Origin of the sequence: Rhizobium lentis, assembly GCF_017352135.1 — a bacterium.
Taxonomy (GTDB): Bacteria; Pseudomonadota; Alphaproteobacteria; order Rhizobiales; family Rhizobiaceae; genus Rhizobium; species Rhizobium lentis.
This window is the reverse complement of record NZ_CP071454.1, coordinates 3,881,371-3,905,979: the sequence shown is the minus strand read 5'-3', so window position 1 is coordinate 3,905,979 and position 24,609 is coordinate 3,881,371. Positions and strand designations below refer to the sequence as shown.

General features: G+C 60.1%; 24 protein-coding genes. 8 read left to right on the top strand and 16 right to left on the bottom strand.

Features of this window, described 5'->3' with window-relative positions:
- Nucleotides 1-41: 41 nt before the first annotated feature.
- The 9 genes from bamA to J0663_RS18960 all read right to left on the bottom strand — a co-directional run bounded on the left by bamA (nucleotide 42) and on the right by J0663_RS18960 (nucleotide 10,116).
- Nucleotides 42-2,381: an outer membrane protein assembly factor BamA gene (gene bamA / locus J0663_RS19000; protein WP_207241924.1), complete on the bottom strand. Its 2,340-nt coding sequence runs from the start codon at nucleotides 2,379-2,381 to the stop codon at nucleotides 42-44.
- Between the two features lie 197 nt (nucleotides 2,382-2,578).
- Complete coding sequence (rseP, locus tag J0663_RS18995; protein WP_207241923.1) at nucleotides 2,579-3,712, bottom strand: RIP metalloprotease RseP; 1,134 nt, start codon at nucleotides 3,710-3,712, stop codon at nucleotides 2,579-2,581.
- A gap of 16 nt (nucleotides 3,713-3,728) precedes the next feature.
- A complete protein-coding gene (locus J0663_RS18990; protein ID WP_207241922.1) occupies nucleotides 3,729-4,559 on the bottom strand; it encodes a phosphatidate cytidylyltransferase in 831 nt (276 codons plus the stop codon).
- On the bottom strand, nucleotides 4,559-5,302 hold the full coding sequence (locus J0663_RS18985) for an isoprenyl transferase (protein ID WP_207241921.1): 744 nt from the start codon (nucleotides 5,300-5,302) through the stop codon (nucleotides 4,559-4,561). Before J0663_RS18985 ends, J0663_RS18990 begins: the two co-directional genes overlap by 1 nt.
- Before the next feature lie 37 nt (nucleotides 5,303-5,339).
- On the bottom strand, nucleotides 5,340-5,900 hold the full coding sequence (gene frr / locus J0663_RS18980) for a ribosome recycling factor (RefSeq protein ID WP_207241920.1): 561 nt from the start codon (nucleotides 5,898-5,900) through the stop codon (nucleotides 5,340-5,342).
- Between the two features lie 167 nt (nucleotides 5,901-6,067).
- The gene (gene pyrH, locus J0663_RS18975; protein WP_207241919.1) at nucleotides 6,068-6,790 is read right to left on the bottom strand and encodes a UMP kinase; all 723 of its coding nucleotides are present in this window, start codon (nucleotides 6,788-6,790) and stop codon (nucleotides 6,068-6,070) included.
- 96 nt (nucleotides 6,791-6,886) lie between these two features.
- Nucleotides 6,887-7,813: a translation elongation factor Ts gene (gene tsf / locus J0663_RS18970; protein ID WP_207241918.1), complete on the bottom strand. Its 927-nt coding sequence runs from the start codon at nucleotides 7,811-7,813 to the stop codon at nucleotides 6,887-6,889.
- 240 nt (nucleotides 7,814-8,053) lie between these two features.
- Nucleotides 8,054-8,821, bottom strand: coding sequence for a 30S ribosomal protein S2 (gene rpsB, locus J0663_RS18965; protein ID WP_008526906.1), 768 nt, complete (start codon nucleotides 8,819-8,821; stop codon nucleotides 8,054-8,056).
- 458 nt (nucleotides 8,822-9,279) lie between these two features.
- Nucleotides 9,280-10,116, bottom strand: coding sequence for a cell envelope integrity EipB family protein (locus tag J0663_RS18960; protein WP_207241917.1), 837 nt, complete (start codon nucleotides 10,114-10,116; stop codon nucleotides 9,280-9,282).
- A 136-nt stretch (nucleotides 10,117-10,252) separates the two neighbouring features.
- Between J0663_RS18960 and J0663_RS18955 the strand changes: the two genes are divergently transcribed.
- The 4 genes from J0663_RS18955 (at nucleotide 10,253) to J0663_RS18940 (ending at nucleotide 13,187) form a co-directional block, all read left to right on the top strand.
- Entirely contained in the window at nucleotides 10,253-10,723 is a 471-nt protein-coding gene (locus tag J0663_RS18955) for a RidA family protein (RefSeq protein WP_207241916.1), read from the top strand.
- On the top strand, nucleotides 10,720-11,439 hold the full coding sequence (locus J0663_RS18950; protein ID WP_207241915.1) for a glycerophosphodiester phosphodiesterase: 720 nt from the start codon (nucleotides 10,720-10,722) through the stop codon (nucleotides 11,437-11,439). The genes J0663_RS18955 and J0663_RS18950 overlap by 4 nt, the downstream gene beginning before the upstream one ends.
- 77 nt (nucleotides 11,440-11,516) lie before the next feature.
- Nucleotides 11,517-12,707: a GNAT family N-acetyltransferase gene (locus J0663_RS18945; protein ID WP_207241914.1), complete on the top strand. Its 1,191-nt coding sequence runs from the start codon at nucleotides 11,517-11,519 to the stop codon at nucleotides 12,705-12,707.
- 54 nt (nucleotides 12,708-12,761) lie between these two features.
- A complete protein-coding gene (locus tag J0663_RS18940) occupies nucleotides 12,762-13,187 on the top strand; it encodes an HIT family protein (protein ID WP_207241913.1) in 426 nt (141 codons plus the stop codon).
- A gap of 76 nt (nucleotides 13,188-13,263) precedes the next feature.
- Here J0663_RS18940 and clpA read toward each other — a convergent pair whose 3' ends face one another.
- The 6 genes from clpA to J0663_RS18910 all read right to left on the bottom strand — a co-directional run bounded on the left by clpA (nucleotide 13,264) and on the right by J0663_RS18910 (nucleotide 19,127).
- Nucleotides 13,264-15,753 (bottom strand): ATP-dependent Clp protease ATP-binding subunit ClpA, encoded by a 2,490-nt coding sequence (gene clpA, locus J0663_RS18935; protein ID WP_207241912.1) that lies wholly within the window; start codon nucleotides 15,751-15,753, stop codon nucleotides 13,264-13,266.
- Nucleotides 15,754-15,763: 10 nt separating this feature from the next.
- Nucleotides 15,764-16,117 (bottom strand): ATP-dependent Clp protease adapter ClpS, encoded by a 354-nt coding sequence (clpS, locus tag J0663_RS18930; RefSeq protein ID WP_008526939.1) that lies wholly within the window; start codon nucleotides 16,115-16,117, stop codon nucleotides 15,764-15,766.
- Nucleotides 16,118-16,392: 275 nt separating this feature from the next.
- Complete coding sequence (locus J0663_RS18925; RefSeq protein ID WP_207241911.1) at nucleotides 16,393-16,764, bottom strand: phasin family protein; 372 nt, start codon at nucleotides 16,762-16,764, stop codon at nucleotides 16,393-16,395.
- A 272-nt stretch (nucleotides 16,765-17,036) separates the two neighbouring features.
- Nucleotides 17,037-17,240, bottom strand: a complete 204-nt coding sequence (locus J0663_RS18920; RefSeq protein WP_207241910.1) for a DUF3126 family protein — start codon at nucleotides 17,238-17,240, stop codon at nucleotides 17,037-17,039.
- Between the two features lie 139 nt (nucleotides 17,241-17,379).
- Complete coding sequence (gene cysE / locus J0663_RS18915) at nucleotides 17,380-18,213, bottom strand: serine O-acetyltransferase (protein ID WP_207241909.1); 834 nt, start codon at nucleotides 18,211-18,213, stop codon at nucleotides 17,380-17,382.
- Nucleotides 18,214-18,341: 128 nt separating this feature from the next.
- Nucleotides 18,342-19,127, bottom strand: coding sequence for an alpha/beta fold hydrolase (locus J0663_RS18910; RefSeq protein ID WP_207241908.1), 786 nt, complete (start codon nucleotides 19,125-19,127; stop codon nucleotides 18,342-18,344).
- A gap of 157 nt (nucleotides 19,128-19,284) precedes the next feature.
- On the opposite strand from J0663_RS18910, the gene J0663_RS18905 reads away from it, so the two are divergent.
- Both J0663_RS18905 and J0663_RS18900 read left to right on the top strand, forming a co-directional pair.
- Entirely contained in the window at nucleotides 19,285-19,530 is a 246-nt protein-coding gene (locus J0663_RS18905; RefSeq protein ID WP_011425183.1) for a zinc-finger domain-containing protein, read from the top strand.
- Between the two features lie 28 nt (nucleotides 19,531-19,558).
- Nucleotides 19,559-20,713 (top strand): FAD-dependent monooxygenase, encoded by a 1,155-nt coding sequence (locus tag J0663_RS18900; protein ID WP_207241907.1) that lies wholly within the window; start codon nucleotides 19,559-19,561, stop codon nucleotides 20,711-20,713.
- Between the two features lie 34 nt (nucleotides 20,714-20,747).
- On the opposite strand, the gene J0663_RS18895 is transcribed toward J0663_RS18900, so the two are convergent.
- Complete coding sequence (locus tag J0663_RS18895; RefSeq protein WP_207241906.1) at nucleotides 20,748-21,938, bottom strand: cystathionine beta-lyase; 1,191 nt, start codon at nucleotides 21,936-21,938, stop codon at nucleotides 20,748-20,750.
- A 348-nt stretch (nucleotides 21,939-22,286) separates the two neighbouring features.
- On the opposite strand from J0663_RS18895, the gene J0663_RS18890 reads away from it, so the two are divergent.
- Together J0663_RS18890 and J0663_RS18885 are read left to right on the top strand one after the other, a co-directional pair.
- Nucleotides 22,287-23,312 (top strand): amino acid ABC transporter substrate-binding protein, encoded by a 1,026-nt coding sequence (locus tag J0663_RS18890; RefSeq protein ID WP_207241905.1) that lies wholly within the window; start codon nucleotides 22,287-22,289, stop codon nucleotides 23,310-23,312.
- A 94-nt stretch (nucleotides 23,313-23,406) separates the two neighbouring features.
- Complete coding sequence (locus J0663_RS18885; RefSeq protein WP_207241904.1) at nucleotides 23,407-24,609, top strand: amino acid ABC transporter permease; 1,203 nt, start codon at nucleotides 23,407-23,409, stop codon at nucleotides 24,607-24,609.

Here is a 24,609-nt window from a genome sequence, read left to right as displayed (position 1 = left end):
TCCAGAACGGAATTGAGTCTTACAGTTCCGGACTGCCGATATCAGAATTGGTTGTTGATGCCAAACTTGAAGTTTTGCGTCTTGTCGAAGTCTTCCTTGAGGACCGGGATTGCGTAATCCAGACGCAATGCACCGAAAGGAGACTGCCAGACGACACCAACACCGACGGAGGCGCGCAGGGAGGCGTCTTCGCCGTCGATGCCGTCGCCCCTCAGGTCAACATCGTTGCCGAACAGCGTACCAGCGTCGGCAAAGACCGCGCCGCGCAAGTTGAAGTCACGCGGGAAGCCGGGCATCGGGAAGCTCGCTTCGGCCGATGCCGTGAAATAAGTCGTACCGCCGAGCGGATCGTCGTTGTTGCCGGCAACGCGTGGGCCGATGCCCTTGTTCTCGAAACCGCGAATGTCGCCATTGGTCAGCGTGAACTGGTCGAAGACATTCAGGTGCTCACCAAAGCCGACGACATGACCAGCCGAGGCCGAAACCGAGCCGATGATATCGGCGTCATCAGCAAGCAAATGGTAGTAACGGGCCTTGCCGTAGATCTTATAGAACTGCGAGTCGCCGCCGAGACCGGCAATTTCATGCGTCGCCGTTGCGTAGATGCCTTCGCGCGGCAGAACCGTGTCGTCGAGTGTGTTGTAGGTCAGCGTCTGCGATACGGACGACCGCGTCCACGGGCTGTCCTCGACGAGGTGCTGATACGGAGCAGACAGATCGGAAAGATCGCTGTTGTCAGCGTCATACTTCATCTGCTTGTAGTTATAACGGAAGGTCGTCGCCAGATCCTCGGTGATCGGCGCGGTGACACGCAGGACGACGCTGGTTTCCTCGTAATCGTAGTTGTCATTGCTCGACGTTTCGCTGCGGTTGACGTCGAAGCCCGCCGCCAGACGATAGCCGAGGAAATAGGGTTCGGTGAAGCTGACGCCATAGGCGCGCGAGCCTTCCTGACCGCCACCGGCCGAGATACGGATGTATTGGCCGCGGCCGAGGAAGTTCTTTTCTTCGATCGAGGCTTCGAGCAGCAGGCCGTCGCCGCCGGCGGCATAACCCGCGCCGATACCGAACGAACCGGTCGACTGATCCTGCACGTCGACGACCACCACGACGCGATCCGGAGAGCTGCCCGGCTGGGTGGAGATGTTGACGGAAGAGAAGTAGCCGAGCGCTTCGAGGCGGCGCTTGGCCTTGGTGATCATCTGCTGATTGAAGGCATCGCCTTCACTCATATCGAATTCGCGCCGGATGACGTAGTCGCGCGTGCGGCTGTTGCCACGGATCTCGATGCGCTCGACATAGGCACGTTCGCCCTGGTCGACCAGATATTCGACGCCGATCGTATTGTTGTTGAGGTCGCGGTTACCGCGCGGCGTAACGCGCGCAAAGGGATAACCGGCTGACGCCACCTGATCGGAAATCGCCTCGATCGACTTCTGCACCTCTTTGGCGCTGTAGACCTGGCCTTCCTTTGTGCGCACGAGCGGCAGCAACTGATCGGAGCCGACGCCTTCGACGGTCGACTGAACGGTGACTGGCCCGAAGTCGTAGCGCTGACCTTCCTCGATGTTGAAGGTGAGCGTGTACTTGTTGGTCGCCTCGTCGAAGCTCGCATCGGAAGAGACGATGCGCATATCGGCATAGCCGCGATTGTAATAGAACTGCCGCAGCGCTTCTTCGTCGGCGTGGAGCTTGTCTTCGTTATAGACGTCCTTGCGGGTCAGGAACGAAAGGAAGTTCGAACGCTTGGTATTGATGACAGCAGCCAGACGGCCGGCGCTGTAGGCATTGTTGCCGACGAAATTGATCGAATCGATCTTGGTGCGATCGCCCTCATTGATGACGAAGGCGAGATTGACGCGACCTTCGCCGAGCGGCACCACCTGCGTCGTCACTTCGACTTCGCTGCGGCCGGTCGCGGCATAGGCCTCCTTGATCGCCTGGATGTCGGCCTGGATCTGCGTGTCGCTATAAGGACCGGCTGCATGGGTCTGGACGATCGTCGCGAGCTTGTCGTCCTTGATCTTGCGGTTGCCGTTGAAGACGACCTGATTGACGAGCTGGGCTTCCTGAACGTTGACGACCAGCGTGCTTCCCGAAACCGAAATCTTGACGTCGGAGAAGTAGCCCGTGCCGTAAAGCTGTTTGACGGAGTTATCGATATCGGTGTTCGAAAAGCTCTTGCCGGGGGCGATGGTGAGGTTCGACCGGACAGCTTCCGCGCCGACGCGGCTCGCGCCGCGCACATCGATGCGCTGGATGACCGCGGCCTCGGCGGCGGTAGCGGAAACGAACGTCAAAGCACCTGCGCCCGAAGCAACAACACTAGCAGACAGCGCAACCGCCGATACTGCGTTCAAAAACTTTGAACCAGCCTTCATTTCACCTATTACCTTTTTTCCCTCGTCCCCGTCCCCGGGAGAACCCGATTCCGGTCACGTGTGTCGTTTTACCCGCTTTTGACATACAAGCAAGGGAGGTCGTTAATTTCTGTTTACTTCATTTCCAAGCGTGACCCATTCGCCACTACAGCCTTGAAACATCGTAAATAAATAGTAATTCCCTTGCCCTTGCGCGTTTACCCTGCGCTCAGACTGATGTCGTTCCAGGTCGTGAAAACCATCAATGTCAGTATCATTGCCAAACCGATGCGAAATGCAATTTCCTGGGTCTTGGAGCCCAGGGGTTTGCCCCGCACCGCCTCCACCGCATAGAACATCAGGTGGCCGCCATCAAGTACCGGAACGGGCATCAGGTTAAGCAATCCTATCGAAACTGACAGTGCCGCAGCAAGCTGCAACACTGCCCCGACACCGAGCTTCGCCATCTGGCCGGAAGCCTGCGCCACGCGGATCGGACCGCCCAGCTGATCGGCCCGCATCGAACCATTGAAGACATTGCCGATATATTTGAAGGTGCCGGTGACGATTTCTCCTGTCGCGATCACCCCTTCGCGCAACGCCTGGAGCGGCGAATAGGTCTGCAGGCGGAAATTTCCGGCATCCTTGTCGGTCACGATGCCGATCTGGCCAACTTCCATCTTGTTGCCGAACTGGTCGGTCGTGTCTACGCGCTGCGGCACCATCGGCACATCGAGCTTCTGGCCGCCGCGTTCGATCGTCACGACAATCTTCTGGCCTGGGCGCATGCCGACATAACGGCGCACATCGTCGAAGGTCTCGACCTTGCCGCCATCGATGGCAACCAGCAGATCGCCCGGAAGGATGCCGGCGGCGGCGGCAGAGGTCTCCGGCTTGACCTCGGCGACGACAGGATCGGCGATCATGCGGCCATAGACGCTGAAAAGAACGGTGAAGATGGCAATCGCCAGCAGAAAATTGGCGATCGGGCCGGCGGCGACGGTCGCGGCACGTTTCCATAACTTGGCTCCGGCAAAGGAACGCGCCCTGTCCTCCTCCGACATGGCGGCGAGCCTGTCGCTGTCCGGTTTGCTCGAGGCATCCTCGTCGCCGAAGAAACGGACGTAGCCGCCGAGCGGGATCACCGAGATCTTCCAGCGCGTTCCGTGGCGGTCGGTGAAACCGAAAATCTCGGGGCCGAAGCCGACCGAAAAGGCAAGGATGCGGATGCCGCTCCAACGTCCGACAAGGTAATGGCCCATCTCATGCACGAAGACGAGCAGCGAGAGCACCAGGATGAAGGTGACGATATTCCCCATCACAAATGCGTATAAGCCGGTCATCACGTCCATCAGTTCCTTCCCGTCATCAGAGGCCGAACAATGCTGCCCCGAGCGATATCATTCCTGTCCCCTTTATCAGGGAAAATAGTCCCGCAAGCAAGGACGCTGCAAAACAGGCGAAAATCAGTCCGTCGACGCGATCCATAACGCCGCCATGGCCGGGAATGAGACGGCTTGAATCCTTGACCCCGAATTTTCGCTTGATGAAGGATTCGAAAAGATCGCCAGACTGGCTGCAAGCGGACAGAACGAACGCCAAGCCGGCGGCGAGGATTTCGGTGCCCGGAAAGAGGAAATGGGCGAGAAGGACACCGGCTGCGACCGCAGAAACGGCGCCGCCGATTGCGCCCGACCATGTCTTTCCCGGCGAGATCGACGGGGCAAGCTTCGGTCCCCCAAGCGCCCTGCCGACGAAATAGGCGAGGATATCGGTCGCCCAGACCACGGCAAAGATGAAAAACATGGCGTAGAGGCCCGGCTGGTCATCGCCTCTGATCGCGGCGAGCGCCAGACCGGTAGCGCCGGCATAAAAGAGGCCCGCCGGCAACCAGCGGCTCGTGCCGTGCAGGATGATCAGGGCTATGCCGACGGCGGTGACGCCGGCCAGCATGCCGGCGGCGAATTCGAAATTGCCGATAAGCACGAGGACAGCGATCGCCGCCTCGCCGATCCAGCCGACCACATTGGCAACCCAGTCACGCGCAACGCCTGTTATTTTCGACCATTCATAATAGATCAGCAGGCCGATTACGGTGGCCAGAATACGAAAGGCAAGGCCGCCATACCAGGTGGCGACAAGAACGATGACCGCGAGAATCAGTCCTGAAACAATGCGCAGTTTCAGTTCCTGCTGCATCAGGTGCCGACCGCGGCCGCCTGCGATGACAGGCCGCCGAAGCGCCGGTCGCGGGAGGCGAATTTTTCGAGCGCCAAGCGGAAAATCTCGGGGCTGAAATCGGGCCAATATTCCGGGACGAAGATGAATTCCGAATAGGCGGCCTGCCAGAGCAGGAAGTTCGAAAGCCGTTCCTCACCGCTGGTGCGGATGATGAGATCCGGATCGGGGATGCCGGCCGTGTCGAGACGGGCGTTGATCAGCGACGGCGTGATGTCCTGCGCCCTCAGGCGGCCGTCCTCGACGTCCTTCGCCAGGCTCACCACGGCGCGGGAGATTTCATCGCGTGAGCCGTAGTTGAAGGCGATGACCAGCGTCAGCGCCGTATTGTCCTTGGTGGTCTCCTCCGCCTCGAGCAGCAGGCCGAGAATATCACTGCGCAGGCTGTGGCGGTCGCCGATCACCTTGATCCGCACATTCTGGCGATGAAGCTCGGCCAGGTCGCGACGGATGAAAGCCTTGAGCAGACCGAGCAGATCGGAAACCTCGGCTTCGGGCCGGCGCCAGTTCTCCGAGGAGAAGGCAAAGAGGGTGAGATATTTTATGCCGACGGCACCGGCGGCACGCACTGTTTCGCGGACCGCCTCGACGCCCTTCCGATGGCCCATCGTGCGCGGCAAGCCGCGCTGCTTGGCCCAACGGCCATTGCCGTCCATGATGATGGCAACATGCTCTGGCACAGTCACAAATACAGATTTCGACATTTCCCGTCCGGTCTTTCCAGGCAAAGGCACCGATCCATTAGACCTGCATGATTTCCTTTTCCTTCTCGCCAAGCAAGCGGTCGATTTCGGAAATCGTCTCGTCCGTCATCTTCTGCACGCGTTCGGACTGCGCACGGCTCTCATCCTGGCCGATTACACCGTCCTTTTCCGCCTTCTTGAGGCCGTCCATGCCGTCGCGGCGGACGTGGCGAATCGCAACCTTGCTCTTTTCGGCATAATCGTGGGCCACCTTGACGAGCGACTTGCGGCGCTCCTCGTTCAGCTCCGGCAGCGGGATGCGCAGGCTCTGGCCATCGACGATCGGGTTGAGACCGAGATTGGATTCACGGATGCCACGCTCGACGGCGCTGACCATCGACTTGTCCCAGACGGAAACCGTCAGCATGCGCGGCTCGGGCACGGTGATGTTTGCGACCTGGTTCAGCGGCACGCGCGAACCATAGGCCTCGATCGTCACGGGATCGAGGATGTTGGCCGAAGCGCGGCCGGTGCGCAACGATGCGATGTCGCTCTTGAATGCGGAAACCGCGCCGTCCATGCGGCGCCTCAGTTCCTTGATGTCGATACCTTCACTCATGTCGATGCTCCCGTTCAGAGCAGAATGCCGAAAAGTCAGCGGTTTTCGGACATCATCATGCTCTCATTACTCAGTGTAGAACACGATTCAGATTTCAGGCCAACCGGCGCGAATGTCTGAATCAAGTTCTAGCGAGGGCTACGCCCCAAAAAGCTGCGCAGCTTATATCAGTTGTCGGAGACGATGGTCTTGAGGCCACCGCCCGTCAAGATTTCAGCAAAACCGCCCTTCTCGTGGATCGAGAAGACGATAATCGGAATGGAGTTTTCCCTGGCGAGGGCCACAGCGGCAACGTCCATCACCGCAAGCCCCCTGTCCAGAACTTCCTGATGGGTCAGACGGTCAAAACGGGTCGCGTCGGGATATTTCTTCGGATCGGCGGTGTAAATGCCGTCAACCTGCGTGCCCTTGAAGATCGCTTCCGCGCCCATTTCGGCAGCGCGGAGTGCGGCCGCAGAATCGGTGGTGAAGAAGGGGTTGCCGGTGCCGCCGGCGAAGATCACCACGCGTCCCATCGACAGGTGATAGAGCGTCGCGCGTTGCGAGAAGCTTTCGCAGATCTCCGGCATGGATATGGCCGACAGCACGACGGTGTCGATGTTCAGCTTGCGCAGCGAGGTTGCCAGCGCCAGCGCATTGATGATCGTGCCGAGCATGCCCATATGGTCGCCGGTGACCCGGTCGCCGCCCTTGGACGCCACCGCGACACCGCGGAAGATATTGCCGCCACCGACGACGACGCCGACTTCCACGCCCATATGCCTTGCCTCGGCGATATCGGATGCAATGCGGTCCGCCACCGCGACATCGATCCCGAAACCCTGGCCACCCATGAGCGCTTCGCCGGAAGCCTTGAGTAGAACGCGTTTATAGACAGGCTCTAAAGACATCTTGGCTCCTCGTAAATTACCGTGAGTGCCCGATACACGAAGGGCACCGCGTTGTCACGCGATGCCCTTCCTGTTTTCCCAATTATGGCTGGAAGATCAACCCTTGACGGCAGCCGCAACTTCGGCCGCAAAATCGGTCTCTTCCTTCTCGACGCCTTCGCCGAGCAGAAGACGGGCCATGCCGGCAACTTCGATCGGCGCGCCGACGGCCTTTTCAGCTTCCTTGAGGGCGGCTGCAACGGTCAGGTCGGGATTGATGACGAAAGCCTGCGAGAGAAGAGCGACTTCCTCGAAGAACTTGCGCATGCGGCCTTCAACCATCTTCTCGATGATGTTGTCGGGCTTGCCCGAAGCGCGAGACTGCTCGATGAAGACATTGCGCTCGCGCTCGGCGACGGCGGCATCGACCTCTTCCGGGCGGATCGCCAGCGGCGCGGTCGCAGCAATGTGCATGGCGACCTGGCGGCCGATTGCGTTCAAGGCTTCCTTGTCGCCGGTCGACTTCAGCGCCACGAGAACGCCGAGCTTGCCAAGGCCGTCGGAAACGGCGTTGTGGATATAGGTGGCGACGACGCCGTCCTCGACGGAGAGAGCGACCGAGCGGCGCAGGTTCATGTTCTCGCCGATCGTTGCGATCGCATCCTTGATCGTGTCGGAAACAGACTTGCCGGATGCCGGGTAGGTCGCAGCCGCAACCGCGTCAACCGTGCCGTTGGTCGAAACAGCGACCTTGGCAATACCGCGGACGAGATCCTGGAAGGCATCGTTACGAGCGACGAAGTCGGTTTCGGAATTAACTTCGACGACGACGGCCTTGGTGCCTTCGCTCGAAACGCCGACGAGGCCTTCGGCGGCGGTGCGGCCGGACTTCTTATCGGCCTTGGCGATGCCCTTGGCGCGCAGCCAATCGATCGCGGCTTCCATGTCGCCATTGGTTTCAGCAAGAGCCTTCTTGCAGTCCATCATGCCTGCGCCGGTCTTTTCGCGCAGTTCCTTCACCATTGCAGCCGTAATCTCGCTCATTATCTTCCTCTTATCGGTTCACACGGTGGGCCGCAAAGCGCGGCGCGGCACCGGATTGACGCACGAAATGTACCTGTATCTATGACAGCGTGATGAAGACGCGTCATATAGAAACTTGCCCGGCAAAGAGCCTGACGCCCCTGCCCTGAAACAGGCAAGGCCGCCGAACTTCGATGAGTCGCGAGCGGCCTTTCCCAGTCTCTGCAAGCTTTGGCGGAGATTTCGCTCCGCCCGCTTTCATCAGCCTTCGGCTGCTTCCTCGAGAGCCGGCTCGACCGGAACTTCGGAGGATGCGCCGAGATCGCGGCCGGAAGAGCTCTGCTGACGCGCGATGCCATCGATGGCGGCGCGGGAGATCAGCTCGCAGTAAAGAGCAATCGCACGCGATGCGTCGTCGTTGCCCGGGATCGGGTAGTCGATCAGGTCAGGATCGCAGTTCGAGTCGATGATGGCAACGACCGGGATGCCGAGGCGCTTGGCTTCGTCGATCGCGATCTTTTCCTTGTTGGTGTCGATGATGAACATCAGGTCGGGGGTGCCGCCCATATCGCGGATACCGCCGAGAGCCTTGTCCAGCTTTTCACGCTCGCGCTCGAGGTTCAGACGTTCCTTCTTGGTGAAGCCCTGGGCTTCGCCGCCGAGGATTTCGTCGAGCTTGCGCAGGCGCTGGATCGAGTTGGAAATCGTCTTCCAGTTCGTCATCATGCCGCCGAGCCAGCGCGAGTTGACGTAGTACTGGGCCGAACGCTTGGCGCTGTCGGCGATGATCTCGGAGGCCTGGCGCTTGGTGCCGACGAAGAGAACGCGGCCGCCGCGGGCAACGGTGTCGCTGACGACCTGAAGGGCGCGCGACAGCATCGGAACGGTCTGGGCCAGGTCGATGATGTGGATGTTGTTGCGGTCGCCGAAGATATACGGCTTCATCTTCGGGTTCCAGCGATGGGTCTGGTGGCCGAAGTGAACGCCGGCCTCAAGAAGCTGACGCATAGAAAAATCAGGCAATGCCATGCCTTGTTACTCCTTTTCCGGTTGAACCTCCGCAAGGCGAACAGCACCCTCTTCGAGGATGCCACCGGCGGAACAACCCGGATTTCTCCCGGACGATCCCATGCCTTACGTGTGGAATGCCGGTGCCCATACATTCGATTTGATGCAAAAGCAAGGCTCATGCCGAAAAATCGGCCTCATTTATCTGAGCTCGCAGTTGTCCGCCGATTGCCGATGCCGCTCAGCTTGCCAATGTCGGCAGCAGCGACAGCCGGCCCTTGGCCGAAGGGATTGCAGCCTCCAATGAGCATAGCGGCAAGAAGTGCCAGACCTGAAAGCAGCGCTCGCATCGTCATCCTGTCGATCACGCTTTGATCATCGCCTTCTTGAGCTCGACGGTCATCAGCTCCATCTGCTGCTCGGCGAGCGCCCGCTTCCGGCGTCCCTCCTCCTGAACACGAAAGCTGCGAAGCCCGCGCCTACTGGCAAACCTCGGCCTTACGGTCGAGCAGCTCCAGCTTGGCAAGTTTTCCGGTCAGGACGAAATCGCCGTAGTCCATCGTCAGGTCGCGGGTGATGCCGTTCTCGTAGAGCTTGAAGGACATGCGGTAGACCGGCACGGCGTCCGATTTCGTATTCTCGTTGAAATAGGCGATCGTCACCGGCCAGAATGCCGTCTTGGAAAAGGCGCCGGCATTGACTGCATCGGCCTCCTCGGCGACGGGCGTCTCCTGCTTGCCGACGATCGTCGTCGTCACCAACGCCTTGTCACCGTCGTCGGAGCCGTCGAAGACGCGGGCCTCGAAGAAGCGCTTTCCATCCTTGGCGTTCTGGATGACGTCGAGCATGTGTTCTGTAGGAAAACGGCTTTCGGCCAGCTGCAACTCGCGGCTCGCCGGCTGCCTGAGATCGACCTTGACGCCGTCAGGCTGATTTTGCGCCGCACCGTTGACCTCCTTGTCGAGCTGGTCGTCGGTGAAGGATTTGGTGTCGAAAGTGAACTTGCGGTCCTTGAGGTTCTCGAAGGTCTTCGTCTGCTGGTCGCTGACGCGCACGCTGTCGCCGGTCTCGATCTGGGTGACGAAGCGGAAATTGGTGGTGAAGCCCCGGCAATAGCTGCCGTCGAACTCATAGACCATGCGACCATACATGGCGGCGATGCCGGAGCGGTCCGACGCGTCCTTCAATTCCAGATCGTAGACCGCACGATGTGCGACGAGGCCGGTGGCGATCGCCGCGCCTGCCGCAGGCGCGCCCGCCCATGCATTGGCAGACAGGCCGGCGAGAAGCAGAGCGGCTAGACTCGATCGGAACATTCATTCACTCCTGTTGGACTCGGCCGCGATGTTATAAGAACGCTTTCGGCCAAATCGAGGCTCGAAGCTGTCATATTAAAGATTCTAGTCTTGATGCATAATTTTTGAAACATTGACAACAAAAGCGGAGATCAAAATGTCCGATGAAATTGCAGCGCGCCTGAGTGAGATGGGGATAACCCTGCCGGATGCCGCGGCCCCTGCCGCAAATTACGTTCCCTATGTCATCAGCGGCAATCTTCTCTACATCTCCGGCCAGCTGCCGCTCGAAGGCGGCAAGATCGCCGTATCGGGTCATCTCGGCAAAACTGTCGATGTTGCGAGCGGCCAGCGCGGCGCCGAACTCTGCGCCATCAACATCCTCGCCCAGGCAAAGGCGGCGCTTGGCGGCGATCTCGGCCGCATCCGTCGCGTCATCAAGCTGAACGGCTTCGTCGCCTCGGCGCCCGACTTCATCGAGCAGCATCTCGTCATCAACGGCGCTTCAAACCTGATTGCCGGCGTACTCGGCGAAGCTGGCAAACATGCCCGCGCGGCCGTCGGCATGGCCGCCCTGCCGCTGAACGCCGCCGTCGAGATCGACGCTATCATGGAAATCGCGGAATGACCAATGCAGACTGGATCAAGGACGTGCCGGTCGCCCATCGCGGCTATCACGACCTCAACAAGCATGTCTGGGAAAACACGCTTACGGCCTTTTCGCGCGCCGTCGACGCGGGCTTTGCGATCGAATGCGACCTGCATTACGCCTCCGACGGCGTGCCGGTCATCTTTCACGACGAGGAATTGCAGCGCCTGTGCAACCTCACGGGCGACATCCGCGAGCGCACCTCCCGGGAACTCGGGCTGATCGCCGTCGGCGGCACGGGCGACAAGATTCCGACGCTCAGCCAGCTCCTCGATCTCGTCCAGGGCAAGGTGCCGCTGGTGCTGGAGCTGAAGGGCCGCGAAGCAGATGACGAAGGTTTTGCCGAATCCGTGCTCGAAGTGCTGGAAGGTTATCAGGGCAAGGTCGCGCTGATGAGCTTCGACCATTGGCTGCTGCGCGATCTGAAAGCGCTCGGCTCGCCGTACCCGGTGGGGCTGACCGCCAACGGCAATACGCCCGAGGAGCTCGCAACACATGCGGAGGCAATGGCGATCGGTCTCGATTTCATCTCCTTTTACTATGGAGACCTGCCGAACGCCTTCATCACAGGCGAACGCGAGAAGAGCATCCCTGTGATCACCTGGACGGTGCGTGACGAAGAGGCGCGCCGGCGCACCTTCGAAAACGCCGACCAGATGACCTTCGAGGGTTTCGATCCGCGTGTGGCGGTTTGACGCTCGCTTTTTGGCCAAGATCATGCTCAGACTGATGCCGAGCCGAGACCATCCTCCCACAGGCTTCGCCTTGCCCCATGACTGACGACCTATCCATTCGCGTCGAGCGCTCCTTCACCGCGATTTCCCCGGAGAGCTGGTCCAGGCTTTCCGGGGCGTCGAAAGCCTGCAGCACGCTCGCCTACAATCCCTTCGTCTCGCACGCTTTTTTGTCCTCGCTGGAGGAATCCGACTCGGCCACTGCCGAAACTGGCTGGCTCGGCCATCATCTGCTGCTTGAAACCGATCGCGGCGAACTGATCGGCGCCCTGCCCGGTTATCTCAAGAGCCACAGCCAGGGCGAATATGTGTTCGATCACGGCTGGGCCGACGCCTTCGAGCGGGCCGGGGGGCGCTATTATCCCAAACTTCAATGCACGATCCCTTTCACGCCGGCAACCGGTCCGCGTCTTCTCGTCGCAGAGGGATTGCAGCGGCTGCCGATCCAGAGCGCGATCGCCGAAAGCCTGAAAGAAGTCGTGCGCCGGCTCGGCATCTCGTCGGCCCATGTCACCTTCGTGCCAGATGACGAAATCGGCGTCTTCGAAATGGACGGCTATCTGCACCGCACCGACCAGCAGTTCCACTTCATCAATGAAGGCTATGCCGATCACGAAGCGTTTCTCGAAACACTGGCCTCGCGCAAACGCAAGGCGTTGCGCAGGGAGCGCCGCGCCGCGCTCGAAAACGGCATCAGCATCGACTGGCTGACCGGCCGCGACCTGACGGAGCGCATCTGGGACCAGTTCTTCAAGTTCTACATGGATACCGGCGGCCGCAAATGGGGCCGGCCCTACCTCACGCGCACATTCTATTCGTTGATCGGCGAGCGCATGGCCGACGACATCCTTCTCGTCATGGCCAAACGCGAGGGACGTTATATTGCCGGCGCGATCAATTTCATCGGCGGCGATACGCTCTACGGCCGTCATTGGGGCTGCATCGAGGATCACCCCTTCCTGCATTTCGAGGTCTGCTATCACCAGGCCATCGACTTCGCCCTGGCGAAAGGGCTGAATCGCGTCGAAGCCGGTGCGCAGGGGGAACACAAGCTTGCGCGCGGCTACCTGCCGGTGACGACGCATTCCGCCCATTATGTCGCCCATGCCGGGCTTCGCCGGGCGATCGGCGACTATCTCGCCCGCGAACGGGCTGATGTCGAACAGATGAGCGAGCTGTTGGCCGAGCACAGCCCCTTCCGCAAGGGCGAGCGCCAGCAGGAGGATTGACGCCGCCCCGCCCCGCGCGCTACCCGATCAAAAAGAAAGTGAGGAGAGTTTGCGATGACCAGCGCCTATGATGACAACAACATCTTCGCCAAGATCCTGCGCGGCGAAATTCCCTCGCATCGTATCTACGAGGACCAGCATACGGTCGCAATCATGGATGTGATGCCGCAGGCGCCGGGCCATGTGCTCGTCATTCCGAAAGCGGCTTCCCGCAATATCCTCGATGCCGATCCGGCCACCCTCACCCACGCCATCACCGTCGTTCAGAAGGTCGCCAAGGCACTCGAAGACGTCTTCGATGCGGACGGCATCTTCATCGCCCAGTTCAACGAACCGGCCGCCGGGCAAACAGTGTTCCATCTGCATTTCCACGTCATTCCCCGCCATGAGGGCGTGGCGCTCAAGCCGCATTCCGGCAAGATGGAGGACGGCGCCGTGCTTGCCGCCAATGCCGAAAAGATCAGGGCGGCTTTGGCATAAGCGCGATCACCGTCTTAACAAGGACGCGAAGCAAAAAGGCCGCGGTGACGCGGCCTTTTCCATTCTGTTACGAAGCTCACTTCTTGCGCGGAACCTTCGGAACCGTGCTTCCCTTCTTCGGGGCGTCGCGAACCTCTGGCTCGGCCTGCGGCACGGTCTTGGCGCGGGTCTTGGGCGCTGCCTTAATTTTCAGCTCGCCATCTCCGTCTTGGTCGGCTTCGGGGTGGGCGACCTCGGCTTCCGGCTTCGGCTTGATCGGCGCTGTATCCGGAATGGCCTCGAGCAGGATGCCGGGCTTGCCGTCTTCCTTCGGACCGACGGTGACGTTGACGACGCCGCCCTTCTTCAGCTTGCCGAAGAGGATTTCGTTGGCGAGCGGCTTCTTGATCGTGTCCTGGATCACACGGGCAAGCGGGCGCGCACCCATCTTCTCGTCGTAGCCCTTTTCCGCCAGCCAGGCGACCGCGTCCTCGTGCAGGTCGAAGGTGACGTTCCTTTCGGAAAGCTGGGCCTCCAGCTGCATGATAAACTTCTGCACGACCTTGTGGATGACAGCCGTCGGCAGCGCCGCGAAGGGAATGATCGCGTCGAGACGATTGCGGAATTCCGGCGTGAAGAGACGGGTCAGCGCCTCCTCGTCTTCGCCGGTGCGCTTTGACGAGCCGAAGCCAATCGCCGCCTTGGCCATTTCGGAGGCGCCCGCATTGGTCGTCATGATCAGGATGACGTTGCGGAAGTCGATCTTCTTGCCGTTGTGGTCGGTCAGCGTGCCGTGGTCCATGACCTGCAGCAGGATATTGTAGATATCCGGATGCGCCTTCTCGATTTCATCGAGCAGGACCACGCAATGCGGATGCTGGTCGACGCCATCTGTGAGCAGACCACCCTGGTCGAAGCCGACATAGCCGGGAGGTGCACCGAGCAGACGCGAGACCGTGTGCCGCTCCATATATTCCGACATGTCGAAGCGCAGGAGCTCGACGCCAAGCGACGAGGCGAGCTGCTTTGCCACCTCGGTCTTGCCGACACCGGTCGGACCGGAGAAGACATAGGAGCCTATCGGCTTGTTCGGCTCGCGCAGGCCTGCCCGCGCCAGCTTGATCGAGGTCGAAAGCGCTTCGATCGCGATATCCTGGCCGTAGACCACCGAGCGCAGTTCCTGCTCGAGATTGGCAAGCACCGCCTCGTCATCCTTGGAGACGGTCTTCGGCGGAATGCGCGCCATCGTGGCGATCGTCGCCTCGATCTCCTTTTCGGTGATCAGCTTGCGGCGCTTCGACGGCGGCAGCAGCATCTGGGCCGCTCCCGTCTCGTCGATCACATCGATCGCCTTGTCCGGCAGCTTACGATCGGAGATGTAGCGGGCCGACAGTTCTACGGCCGACTTGATGGCGTCATTCGAATAGCGCAGGTGATGATACTCTTCGAAATAGGGCTTCAGACCCTTCATGATCTCGATCGCATCATTGATCGACGGCTCGCTGACGTCGATCTTCTGGAAACGGCGGACCAGCGCCCGGTCCTTCTCGAAGAACTGGCGGTATTCCTTGTAGGTGGTCGAACCGATGCAGCGGATGGCGCCGGACGACAGGGCCGGCTTCAGCAAGTTCGATGCATCCATCGCCCCGCCCGACGTGGCGCCGGCGCCGATCACCGTATGGATCTCGTCGATGAAGAGCACGGCGCCCGGATATTCCTCCAGTTCCTTGACGACCTGCTTCAGGCGTTCCTCGAAATCACCGCGATAGCGTGTACCGGCCAGCAGCGTGCCCATATCGAGCGAGAAGATCGTCGCATCGGCAAGCGCCTCGGGAACCTTGCCTTCGACGATCCGCTTGGCGAGACCTTCGGCGATCGCCGTCTTGCCGACGCCGGGATCACCCACATAGAGCGGATTGTTCTTCGAACGGCGGCACAGGATCTGGATGGTGCGGCTCACCTCGGCATGACGGCCGATCAGCGGATCGATCTTACCGCCCTTGGCCTTCTCGTTGAGATTGACGCAATAAGCCTTGAGGGCGTCCTGCTGCTTCTTGGGACCGCCCTCTTCCTCGCCGCCGCGCGCCGTCGGCTTGCTCTCGGCCTCTTCTTCGGCACCGCGCGGAGTGCGGGTCTCCGATGCGCCCGGCCGCTTGCCGATGCCATGGGAGATGTAGTTGACGGCGTCGTAGCGGGTCATCTCCTGCTCCTGCAGGAAATAGGCGGCATGGCTTTCGCGCTCGGCGAAGATGGCAACGAGCACATTGGCACCGGTCACTTCCTCGCGGCCGGATGACTGCACGTGGATGACGGCACGCTGGATGACACGCTGGAAGCCGGAGGTCGGCTTGGAATCCTCGTCATACCCCGTGATCAGGTTGGAAAGTTCGTTATCGACATATTCGACGAGCGTCTTGCGCAGCGCATCGAGATCGACATTGCAGGCGCCCATGACCGCGGCCGCGTCGGCATCGTCGATCAGGGCGAGCAGCAGGTGCTCGAGCGTCGCATATTCATGATGCCGCTCGTTGGCAAAGGTCAGTGCCTGATGGAGCGCCTTCTCTAAACTAGGCGAAAATGTTGGCACGTTCAGATCCTCACTTCTTTTCCATGACGCATTGCAGCGGATGCTGGTGCTGCCGGGCGAAGTCCATCACCTGGCTGACCTTCGTTTCCGCTACCTCGTATGTGAATATTCCGCATTCGCCGACGCCGTGGTTGTGGACATGCAGCATGATGCGGGTGGCACTTTCACGATCCTTCTGAAAAAAACGCTCCAGAATATGAATGACGAATTCCATGGGCGTATAGTCGTCATTCAAAAGCAGCACACGATAGAGGTTCGGCTTCTTGGTCTTTGGCTTGGTGCGCGTGATGACCGAGGTTCCGCGATTTCCGTTGTCCCCGTTCCTTTCGCTGTCGTTCTGCATCCGGATCGGCTTTGCGATCATTGTCATTCATTCCTCGATCAATCCGGCGGAGCATGGGAGGTGCTTTTCCCACCGAATATCTGAAACACTAACTTAGTTCATAATAGGCCGATTTTAAGCCCCCTGTCGGACACTGCAATCAAGAAATGCCGGCATGCACGGGAAAGACCAAAAAAGTCCCCGGACATTCCAATGCGGACGTTGCAGCGAAAGAGGAAACAAAAAAGACCGGCCACAGATGCGTAGCCGGTCTTCAAATTTCAATATGCAGCGCAGGTTGCGCCGTCAAAATCAGTTCATGCAGCCGCAGGCGTCACGGGCTGCGCCGTCTTGGTGGTCTTGGCGACGGAAGCGGCGATCGGAGCCTCGTAGGGCTTGTAGGCTGATTTGGCGAGGTTGGCATACATTTCGCCGAGCTTCGTCGTTTCGGAGACGAAGTTCTCATAGGCAGACTTGACGTAGCTGGTCTGCAGTTCAAAAGCAGCCTCGAAGCTCTTGGCGCCGGCGAGCGTTTCGAAATGCGTCACCGCATCCTGAAAGGATTTCTTCGAATATTCAGCAGCTTCGGCAGCGATCGCCTGAAAGCCCCTGGCGGTGTCGGTATAGGTTCTCAGCGCCGTGTCAACGGCTTCCTTGCTCTTCCTGTTGGCATCGTCAAAGTTGAACATGCACCGTCCTCCGTTGGCTGTTGGGTGGAGGCAGGGTAGCTGCAACGCACAAATAGTCAAGTAGTCTTGTGCGCCGCAAAACATCTTCAGGTTGCGCTCGGGAAAAGAAACAAAGGGCGCGAGCCGGGGCACGTACGTCTTTAACTGATTTTGCTAATATATATCACAATATCACAACCACAAGCTTCAAATATTTTTTTATGCCAGGGCAAAAAAACAAAAAAAGACCGGGCGGATCGCTCCGCCCGGCCCTTTCCAAAATTTCAAGGCGATCAGAGATCGACGTCGAGAATCGCCATCGAAAAGTTGTAGGAGCGGTCGCCATCCTCGTCATCGACATAGACGACGCCCAGAAATTCTTCGCCCAGATAGACTTCCGCGGAATCATTCTTGCGCGGACGCGCCTTGACGACCATCTGCGGATTGAACATGCGCTTGAAATAGGCGTCGAGTTTCTTGATTTCTTCTGGCTTCACTCTGTCATCTCCGTAAGCGGTCTTGATTGGCCGCTTCTTGCACAGGAAAAGCAGCGGTGTAAAGGCAGGGCCGCCTCTTGGCGATGGCTGTCCCTGCTCGGGTTCCGTCGGTTATCCTATTCTTTGCCAATGCCGACGCTCAGATATCGGCGCCGATCACCTGATCCATATTGCGCGACGGCTCGGAACAACCAGCCTCGCCGACGACCTTGGCCGGCACGCCCGCGACCGTCTTCTTGGGCGGCACCGCCTTCAGCACGACCGAACCGGCAGCGACCCGCGAGCAGTATCCGATCTCGATATTGCCGAGGATCTTCGCGCCGGCGCCGATCATGACGCCGCTGCCGATCTTCGGATGTCGATCGGCGCCTTCCTTGCCGGTGCCGCCGAGTGTCACGCCGTGCAGGATCGAGACATTGTCGCCGACGACAGCCGTCTCGCCGATCACGAGGCCGGTGGCGTGATCGAGGAAGATGCCCTTGCCAATACGGGCGGCGGGATTGATGTCGGTCTGAAAGACGCTGGAGGAGCGGCTCTGCAGATAGAGGGCAAAATCACGCCGGCCGCGGTTGAGCAGCCAATGGGCCAGACGATGCGTCTGGAGCGCGTGGAAACCCTTGAAGTAAAGCACCGCCTCCATAAAACGCAGGCACGCCGGATCACGATCGTAGACCGCCTGGATGTCGACGCGCAGGATCGAACTCCAGTCCGGCCAATCGGCGAGCATTTCCTCGAAGGTCTGGCGCAAGAGGATCGCCTGCATGTCGGGATGATCAAGACGTTCGCAGATCCGATGGATAACGCATTCTTCAAGCGAACGGTGATTGATCACCGTCGAATAGAGAAAGGCGGCGAGAACGGGGTCCCTTTCGGCGGCGGTGCGGGCTTCCTCGCGCAAGCTGTCCCAGATGGGATCCATCACTTTCAGCGGATGGCCTGTCTCAAAAGCACGGATATCTGTCTTGGCGACCATCGCCACTCTCCTCGTTGCCAGCCGGAATGCCGTTTGCGCAATGCCAGTATATAGTGGAAAACGCCAATAACATAAATGGGTGCCGTCACCATGGCTTTTTAGCATGGTTTTTCAACATCACGATAAAGTCACCCCTCGGCGACCTTTGCGTAGAAGGCCAGCACCGCCTGCTTGAAAACCTTATCGCCAACGGCGAGCATATGATCGCGGCCGGGGATATCGAGCGCTTCGGCCGCCGGCATCAGTGCAGCCAGCTCCTGCGGCGAGCCGGCGATATCGTCCTTGGTGCCGACGCCGATCAGGGTCGGCATGTCGAGCTTGCCCATGTCGGAGCGGGCGACGAGATCGCGCGAGCCGCGGATGCAGGCGGCGAGCGCAGTGCGGTCGCTCTTCGTCTGCTCGGCAAAGGCGCGGAACATGCGGCCGCGGTCATGTGTCACGGCGTCGAGCGACGGAGCAAGCAGCGCATCGGCAATCGGGTCCCAATCGCCGACGCCGTCGGTCATGCCGATGCCGAGACCGCCGAGCACCAACGAGCGGACGCGATGGGGATTGGCGAGCGCTGCAAAGACGGAAATGCGCGCCCCCATCGAATAGCCCATCAGATTGGCCTCAGCGATGCCGAGATGATCCAGCAAGGCGATCGCGTCGCCGGCCATCACCCAGGGTCGATAGGCTTCGGCATCGTGCGGCTTGTCGCTTGCGCCATGGCCGCGATTGTCGATGGCGATCACCCGGTAGCCCGCGTCTCCCAGCGTCTTCAGCCAGCCCGGATGTACCCAGTTGACGTTCGCGGTCGAGGCAAAGCCATGGATCAACAAGACAGGCACGCCGGAAGGATCCCCCTCGTCGAAAAAGGCGATCTTCAATCCGTCGTGGGTGAAGCTTGAAAATGCGGGTGTATTCAGGTTCATCGAGCCTTCCTTTTTGGCGCGACCATAATCGAGCCGCCTCCCAGCGTGAAGCCAAAACTGCGGGTAAAAACTGTGCCTGGCGCGGCGCTTTGGCTCTACACATTTGCGGCGAAGGCTTATAAGGTTCGCGCACTTTTCAAAGCATTCGGAGAACGACATGGCCGGCCACAACATTCCCCACTTCCAGAACGACGGCGGTCATCGCGTCATCGAAGTCGGCGTCAAGGAATTCATGTGCACCGGCGCTTCGGTTCCTTTCGATCATCCGCATATCTTCATCGACATGGGCGACGACAACGAAAAGGTCTGTTCCTACTGCTCGACCCTTTACCGCTATAATGCATCCCTGAAGCCGAGCCAGACCAATCCGGCCGGCTGCGTTTTTCACGTGAAGGCGGCGTAATCCGTCCAGAATCCGGATCGGACTGATAATGCCGGTCGAACATGCCGCTATCATCGGCGCCGGCATTGCCGGGCTGACCGCCGCCCTTTCGCTTTCGCGCCGGGGCATCAGCTCGGAGATTTTCGAGCAGGCGGGTGAACTCCTCGACGTCGGCGCCGGATTGCAGGTTTCGCCGAACGCTTCCCGAGTCCTGGCCGAACTCGGCATCCTCGAGGAGCTTTCAAAAGTCTGGCTCGAACCGGAGACGATCCGGCTGATGGCAGGCGGATCGCTGCGCCAGCTTGCGGCCGTGCCGGCAGGCAAATACGCGCGGCAGCGCTGGGGGGCGCCCTATGGCGTCCTGCACCGTACCACGTTGCAGAAAGCGCTTCTCGCCGCCGTCGAGGCCGATCCGCTTTGCCGGCTTCATCTTGGCGTGCGGATGGAATCGAACTCGCCGCCCGTCGAGAGGGCCGCCGATGTCGTCATCGGCGCGGACGGCGTCTGGTCGAAACTCCGGCAATCCGTTCCCGACAGCCCCTCGCCCCGTTTTTCCGGCAACATCGCCTACCGCTTCACCATTGCCGAAAATGAGGCGCCAGGCTTCCTTGACCGGACAAGCGTTTCGGCTTTCCTCGGCGGCTCGGCGCATCTTGTCTGTTATCCGCTGAAGGAGACCGGCAGCATCAACATGGTGGCGATCACCGCCGGCAACGTCGCGCCGCAGGCCTGGCAAAGCGAGCCGACGGCGGAGCAGCGCGCGCGACTGCGGGCGCGCCTTTCCGGCTGGAGCGGCGCGATCGTCTCGCTGCTCGAGAAACAGCGGAAACTGACTTTCTGGCCGCTCTTCGAGACCACATCGGGCGCCTGGCAGGACGGTCGCCGGACGGTTCTGATCGGGGACGCCGCGCATGCAATGATGCCCTTTGCCGCGCAAGGCGCGGCCATGGCGATCGAAGACGCCTACGAGCTTGCCGCATTTCTTCAGAACCATCCGGTCCCGGAGGCACTTGCGCTCTTCGAAAGACATCGCGCGCCGCGCATCGCAAAACTTCGCCAGCGCGGCGCTTTCAACCGGTTCGCCTATCATGCGAAGGGGCCGATCCGGATCGGCCGCGATCTCGTGCTCGGCCTGAAGCCGCCGCAAAGCCTGGCAGCAGATCTAGACTGGATCTACGGCTACCGGGCGCAGCACCTGCCATAGAGCGCTGGAAGGGGCGAGCCGCTCCCTTCTCTGCTCAGACGGCGCTCGCCGCCGCAAAGCCCCGTTCAATATCGGCCTTGAGGTCGGCGACGTCCTCCAGGCCGATCTGCAGGCGGATGACCGGCCCTTCCTTCGGTGCCTTGGCGACCTTGCGGTCGTTGAGATAGGCATGCAGGGCAAGGCTTTCAAAACCGCCCCAGGAATAGCCGAGACCGAAAATTCTGAGCGCGTCGAGGAAGGCATGCGCCTTTGGCTTGAATTTCTCGGGGCTCTCCGCGGCAAGCACGAAGGAAAAGATGCCGCTGGCGCCCTTGAAATCGCGCTTCCAGATCGTGTGGGAGGGAAAACTCGGCAGCGCCGGATGCAGCACACGGGCGACATCCTCCCTGCCTTCCAGCCACTTTGCAATATCAAGCGCGCTTTCATAATGCCGCTCGAGGCGCAGGCCCATCGTGCGCAATCCGCGCAGGATCTGGTAGGCATCGTCCGGGGCGCCGCAGATGCCGAGCGCGCCATTCGCCTCCTTCAGGCGCTGCCAGTGCTCGGCATTGGCCGACACTGTTCCAAGTAGGATATCGGAATGGCCGGATGGATATTTCGTCGCCGCATGAATGGAGATATCGACGCCGTGATCGAGCGGCCTGAAATAAAGCGGCGTCGCCCAGGTATTGTCCATCATAACGACGGCGCCATGGCGATGCGCGACCGCCGAAATCGCCGGAATATCCTGCATTTCGAAGGTGTTGGAACCGGGAGCCTCGGTATGGACGAGCTTGGTGTTCGGCCGGAACAGCGTCTCGATGGCGGCGCCGATCGATGGGTCGTAATACTCCACCTCGACGCCGAGGCGCTTCAGCATCGTGTCGCAGAAATGGCGGGTCGGGCCATAAACCGAATCGACGACCAGCGCATGATCGCCGGCGGCGGAAAAACCGAGGAATGGGATAGTGACGGCAGCAAGCCCCGAGGGGACGAGGATCGTGCCGGCCGAACCTTCAAGCGCGTCGATCGCCTCGCAGAGTGCATCCGTCGTCGGCGTGCCGCGTGTCCCGTAGGTGTATTTCTGCGAGCGCGTGTCCATCGTGCGGGCATTCGGAAAAAGCACCGTCGAGGCATGCACAACCGGCGGGTTGATGAAGCCGTGGAAGTCGAAGGGGTCGTTGCCGATGTGGGTCAGGCGGGTATTGATGCCGGCGGTCTGCAGCAAGCTGTCTTTGTCATTCATGTCGGAAATAGCCTTTGGCGAGGGGCGCGAAACCAGACTTTTGGACGCCTCGGCCGGTCCGGTCAACCCCTCGATGATGGGTACGGCGGACGCTTGGATTTCTTGATTTCGCGTTAATTTTCCGCAATGAGGCGCCCATTTCCTAGCCAACCGCCTTCGAATGCGGCGCAATCTGGCAAAATGCTGAATTTTGCCGCAATTATTGATCGCGACACTTGACCATAGTGACATTTGAGACTGTGATAGGGCACTCGCGCCGGGAGGGTGTCGAGACGATGGGGTGGCAGAGTTTTTCCGCCGGAATGCCCCACAAGAAAATATAATACAACGGAAAAGGTTGGGAAAAAAATGAAGAACAAGCTTCTGTCCGCCGCGATCGGCGCAGCAGTTTTCGCTCTTGGCGCCTCGGCTGCTTCAGCCACTACCCTCGGAGATGTAAAGGCGAAGGGTTTCATTCAGTGCGGCGTCAATACCGGTCTTGCCGGCTTTGCCGCGCCTGACGCTTCCGGCAACTGGGCCGGCTTCGACGTCGATTTCTGCAAGGCCGTCGCTTCGGCCGTCTTCGGTGACCCCACCAAGGTAAAATTCACGCCCCTCAGCGCCGCCAATCGCTTCCCTGCCCTTCAGTCCGGTGAAATCGACGTACTCGCCCGCAATACGACCTGGTCGATCAACCGCGATACGGCACTCGGCCTGAACTTCCGCTTCGTCAACTACTACGACGGCCAGGGCTTCATGGTCCGCAAGGGCCTGAACGTGAAGTCGGCACTGGAACTCTCGGGCGCGTCCGTCTGCGTCCAGTCGGGCACGACCACCGAGCTCAACCTCGCCGACTATTTCAAGGCAAACAACCTTCAGTACAATCCGGTCGTCTTCGAAAAGCTGGACGAGGTCAATGCCGCCTATGACGCCGGCCGCTGCGACGTCTACACGACCGACCAGTCCGGCCTCTATTCGCTGCGTCTGACGCTGAAGAACCCGGACGAACATGTGATCCTGCCGGAAATCATTTCCAAGGAACCGCTCGCCCCGGCCGTCCGCCAGGGTGATGACCAGTGGTTCGATATCGTCAGCTGGGTTGGCTATGCCATGATCAATGCCGAAGAATTCGGCATTACTCAGGCCAATGTCGACGACATGAAGAACTCGCCGAACCCCGACATCAAGCGCTTCCTCGGTGTGGAAGCCGATACCAAGATCGGCACCGATCTCGGCCTTACCAACGACTGGGCGTACAACATCGTCAAGAACGTCGGCAATTACGGCGAATCCTTCGAGCGCAACATCGGCCAGGGCAGCCAGCTGAAGATCGCGCGCGGTCTCAACGCCTTGTGGAATAAGGGCGGCCTCCAGTACGCTCCGCCGGTTCGCTGAGCGGCATCACACATGAAGGAAAGGCGGGCGACCGTCTTTCCTCCTCTAATAAAAAAGCTCCGAAAAGGAGCGCATAAAGGGGAATTGGCCAGGCATGACGCATCAGGCTGTGGATTCGACACATTTACCCAGGAGCGGCTGGAGCTTTCAGTCCGCCCTCTACGACCCGAGAGTTCGGGGCATCTTCTTCCAGGTTCTCACCATCGTACTGCTGGTCACCTTCGTCTGGTGGGTTGCGCATAACACGGCGGTCAATCTGGCGCGCGCCAACATCGCGTCGGGCTTCGGCTTTCTGAACGGCCGCGCCGGCTTCGAGGTCGGTCAGTCGCTGATCGCCTATTCGAGCGATTCGACCTACGGCCGCGCCCTGGTCGTCGGCCTTCTGAATACGATCCTGATCGCCGTGACCGGCATCATCACCGCCACCATTATCGGCTTCATCATCGGCATCGGCCGTCTGTCGCGCAACTGGCTGATTGCCAAGCTGTGCACGGTCTATGTCGAAGTCTTCCGCAATATCCCGCCACTGCTTGTGATCTTCTTCTGGTATTCGGGCGTTCTGGCAGTTCTGCCGAATGCGCGCGAGTCGCTGCATCTTCCGCTCGGATCCTATTTGAACAATCGCGGCCTCTCCTTCCCCAAGCCGATTTTCGGCGAAGGTTTCTGGCTCGTCGGCATCGCCTTCGTCGTCGCGATCATCGCCGTCGTCGCGACGGCCCGATGGGCGCATCGCCGGCAGGCGGCGACAGGCCAACCGTTCCACACGATCTGGGCTTCGATCGGCCTGCTGATCGGCCTGCCGCTTATCGCCTTCCTGCTCGCAGGTGCGCCGCTTTCCTTCGATTATCCGATCGCGGGCAAATTCAACCTAACCGGCGGCTCCGTCGTTGGGCCCGAGTTCATGTCGCTCTTCCTGGCGCTTTCCTTCTACACCGCAGCCTTCATCGCCGAGATCGTGCGCGCGGGCATTCGCGGCGTGCCTAAGGGACAGACAGAGGCTGCGGCCGCACTTGGGCTTCATCCCTCGTCGATCACACGCCTGGTCGTCATTCCGCAGGCCTTCCGCATCATCATTCCGCCGCTGAGCAGCCAGTATCTCAATCTGACCAAGAACTCATCGCTGGCGATCGCCATCGGTTTTGCCGATCTGGTCGCAGTCGGCAGCACGACGCTGAACCAGACCGGTCAGGCTGTCGAGGTGATCCTGATCTGGATGGTCATCTATCTCAGCCTCAGTGTCGTGACCTCGCTGTTCATGAACTGGTTCAATGCAAAGATGGCGCTGGTGGAGAGATAA

What these genes read in the sequence shown, in the direction of transcription:
- J0663_RS18900 (WP_207241907.1), top strand. Translation starts at nt 19,559, where the DNA reads ATGCCGGTCGAACATGCCGCTATCATCGGCGCCGGCATTGCCGGGCTG.
- rseP (WP_207241923.1), bottom strand. Translation starts at nt 3,712, where the DNA reads ATGGACGTGATGACCGGCTTATACGCATTTGTGATGGGGAATATCGTC.
- J0663_RS18955 (WP_207241916.1), top strand. Translation starts at nt 10,253, where the DNA reads ATGTCCGATGAAATTGCAGCGCGCCTGAGTGAGATGGGGATAACCCTG.
- bamA (WP_207241924.1), bottom strand. Translation starts at nt 2,381, where the DNA reads ATGAAGGCTGGTTCAAAGTTTTTGAACGCAGTATCGGCGGTTGCGCTG.
- rpsB (WP_008526906.1), bottom strand. Translation starts at nt 8,821, where the DNA reads ATGGCATTGCCTGATTTTTCTATGCGTCAGCTTCTTGAGGCCGGCGTT.
- J0663_RS18990 (WP_207241922.1), bottom strand. Translation starts at nt 4,559, where the DNA reads ATGCAGCAGGAACTGAAACTGCGCATTGTTTCAGGACTGATTCTCGCG.
- frr (WP_207241920.1), bottom strand. Translation starts at nt 5,900, where the DNA reads ATGAGTGAAGGTATCGACATCAAGGAACTGAGGCGCCGCATGGACGGC.
- J0663_RS18905 (WP_011425183.1), top strand. Translation starts at nt 19,285, where the DNA reads ATGGCCGGCCACAACATTCCCCACTTCCAGAACGACGGCGGTCATCGC.
- J0663_RS18895 (WP_207241906.1), bottom strand. Translation starts at nt 21,938, where the DNA reads ATGAATGACAAAGACAGCTTGCTGCAGACCGCCGGCATCAATACCCGC.
- J0663_RS18960 (WP_207241917.1), bottom strand. Translation starts at nt 10,116, where the DNA reads ATGTTCCGATCGAGTCTAGCCGCTCTGCTTCTCGCCGGCCTGTCTGCC.
- cysE (WP_207241909.1), bottom strand. Translation starts at nt 18,213, where the DNA reads ATGGTCGCCAAGACAGATATCCGTGCTTTTGAGACAGGCCATCCGCTG.
- J0663_RS18885 (WP_207241904.1), top strand. Translation starts at nt 23,407, where the DNA reads ATGACGCATCAGGCTGTGGATTCGACACATTTACCCAGGAGCGGCTGG.
- J0663_RS18985 (WP_207241921.1), bottom strand. Translation starts at nt 5,302, where the DNA reads ATGTCGAAATCTGTATTTGTGACTGTGCCAGAGCATGTTGCCATCATC.
- clpS (WP_008526939.1), bottom strand. Translation starts at nt 16,117, where the DNA reads ATGATCGCAAAGCCGATCCGGATGCAGAACGACAGCGAAAGGAACGGG.
- J0663_RS18940 (WP_207241913.1), top strand. Translation starts at nt 12,762, where the DNA reads ATGACCAGCGCCTATGATGACAACAACATCTTCGCCAAGATCCTGCGC.
- J0663_RS18910 (WP_207241908.1), bottom strand. Translation starts at nt 19,127, where the DNA reads ATGAACCTGAATACACCCGCATTTTCAAGCTTCACCCACGACGGATTG.
- J0663_RS18890 (WP_207241905.1), top strand. Translation starts at nt 22,287, where the DNA reads ATGAAGAACAAGCTTCTGTCCGCCGCGATCGGCGCAGCAGTTTTCGCT.
- J0663_RS18950 (WP_207241915.1), top strand. Translation starts at nt 10,720, where the DNA reads ATGACCAATGCAGACTGGATCAAGGACGTGCCGGTCGCCCATCGCGGC.
- J0663_RS18945 (WP_207241914.1), top strand. Translation starts at nt 11,517, where the DNA reads ATGACTGACGACCTATCCATTCGCGTCGAGCGCTCCTTCACCGCGATT.
- tsf (WP_207241918.1), bottom strand. Translation starts at nt 7,813, where the DNA reads ATGAGCGAGATTACGGCTGCAATGGTGAAGGAACTGCGCGAAAAGACC.
- J0663_RS18925 (WP_207241911.1), bottom strand. Translation starts at nt 16,764, where the DNA reads ATGTTCAACTTTGACGATGCCAACAGGAAGAGCAAGGAAGCCGTTGAC.
- pyrH (WP_207241919.1), bottom strand. Translation starts at nt 6,790, where the DNA reads ATGTCTTTAGAGCCTGTCTATAAACGCGTTCTACTCAAGGCTTCCGGC.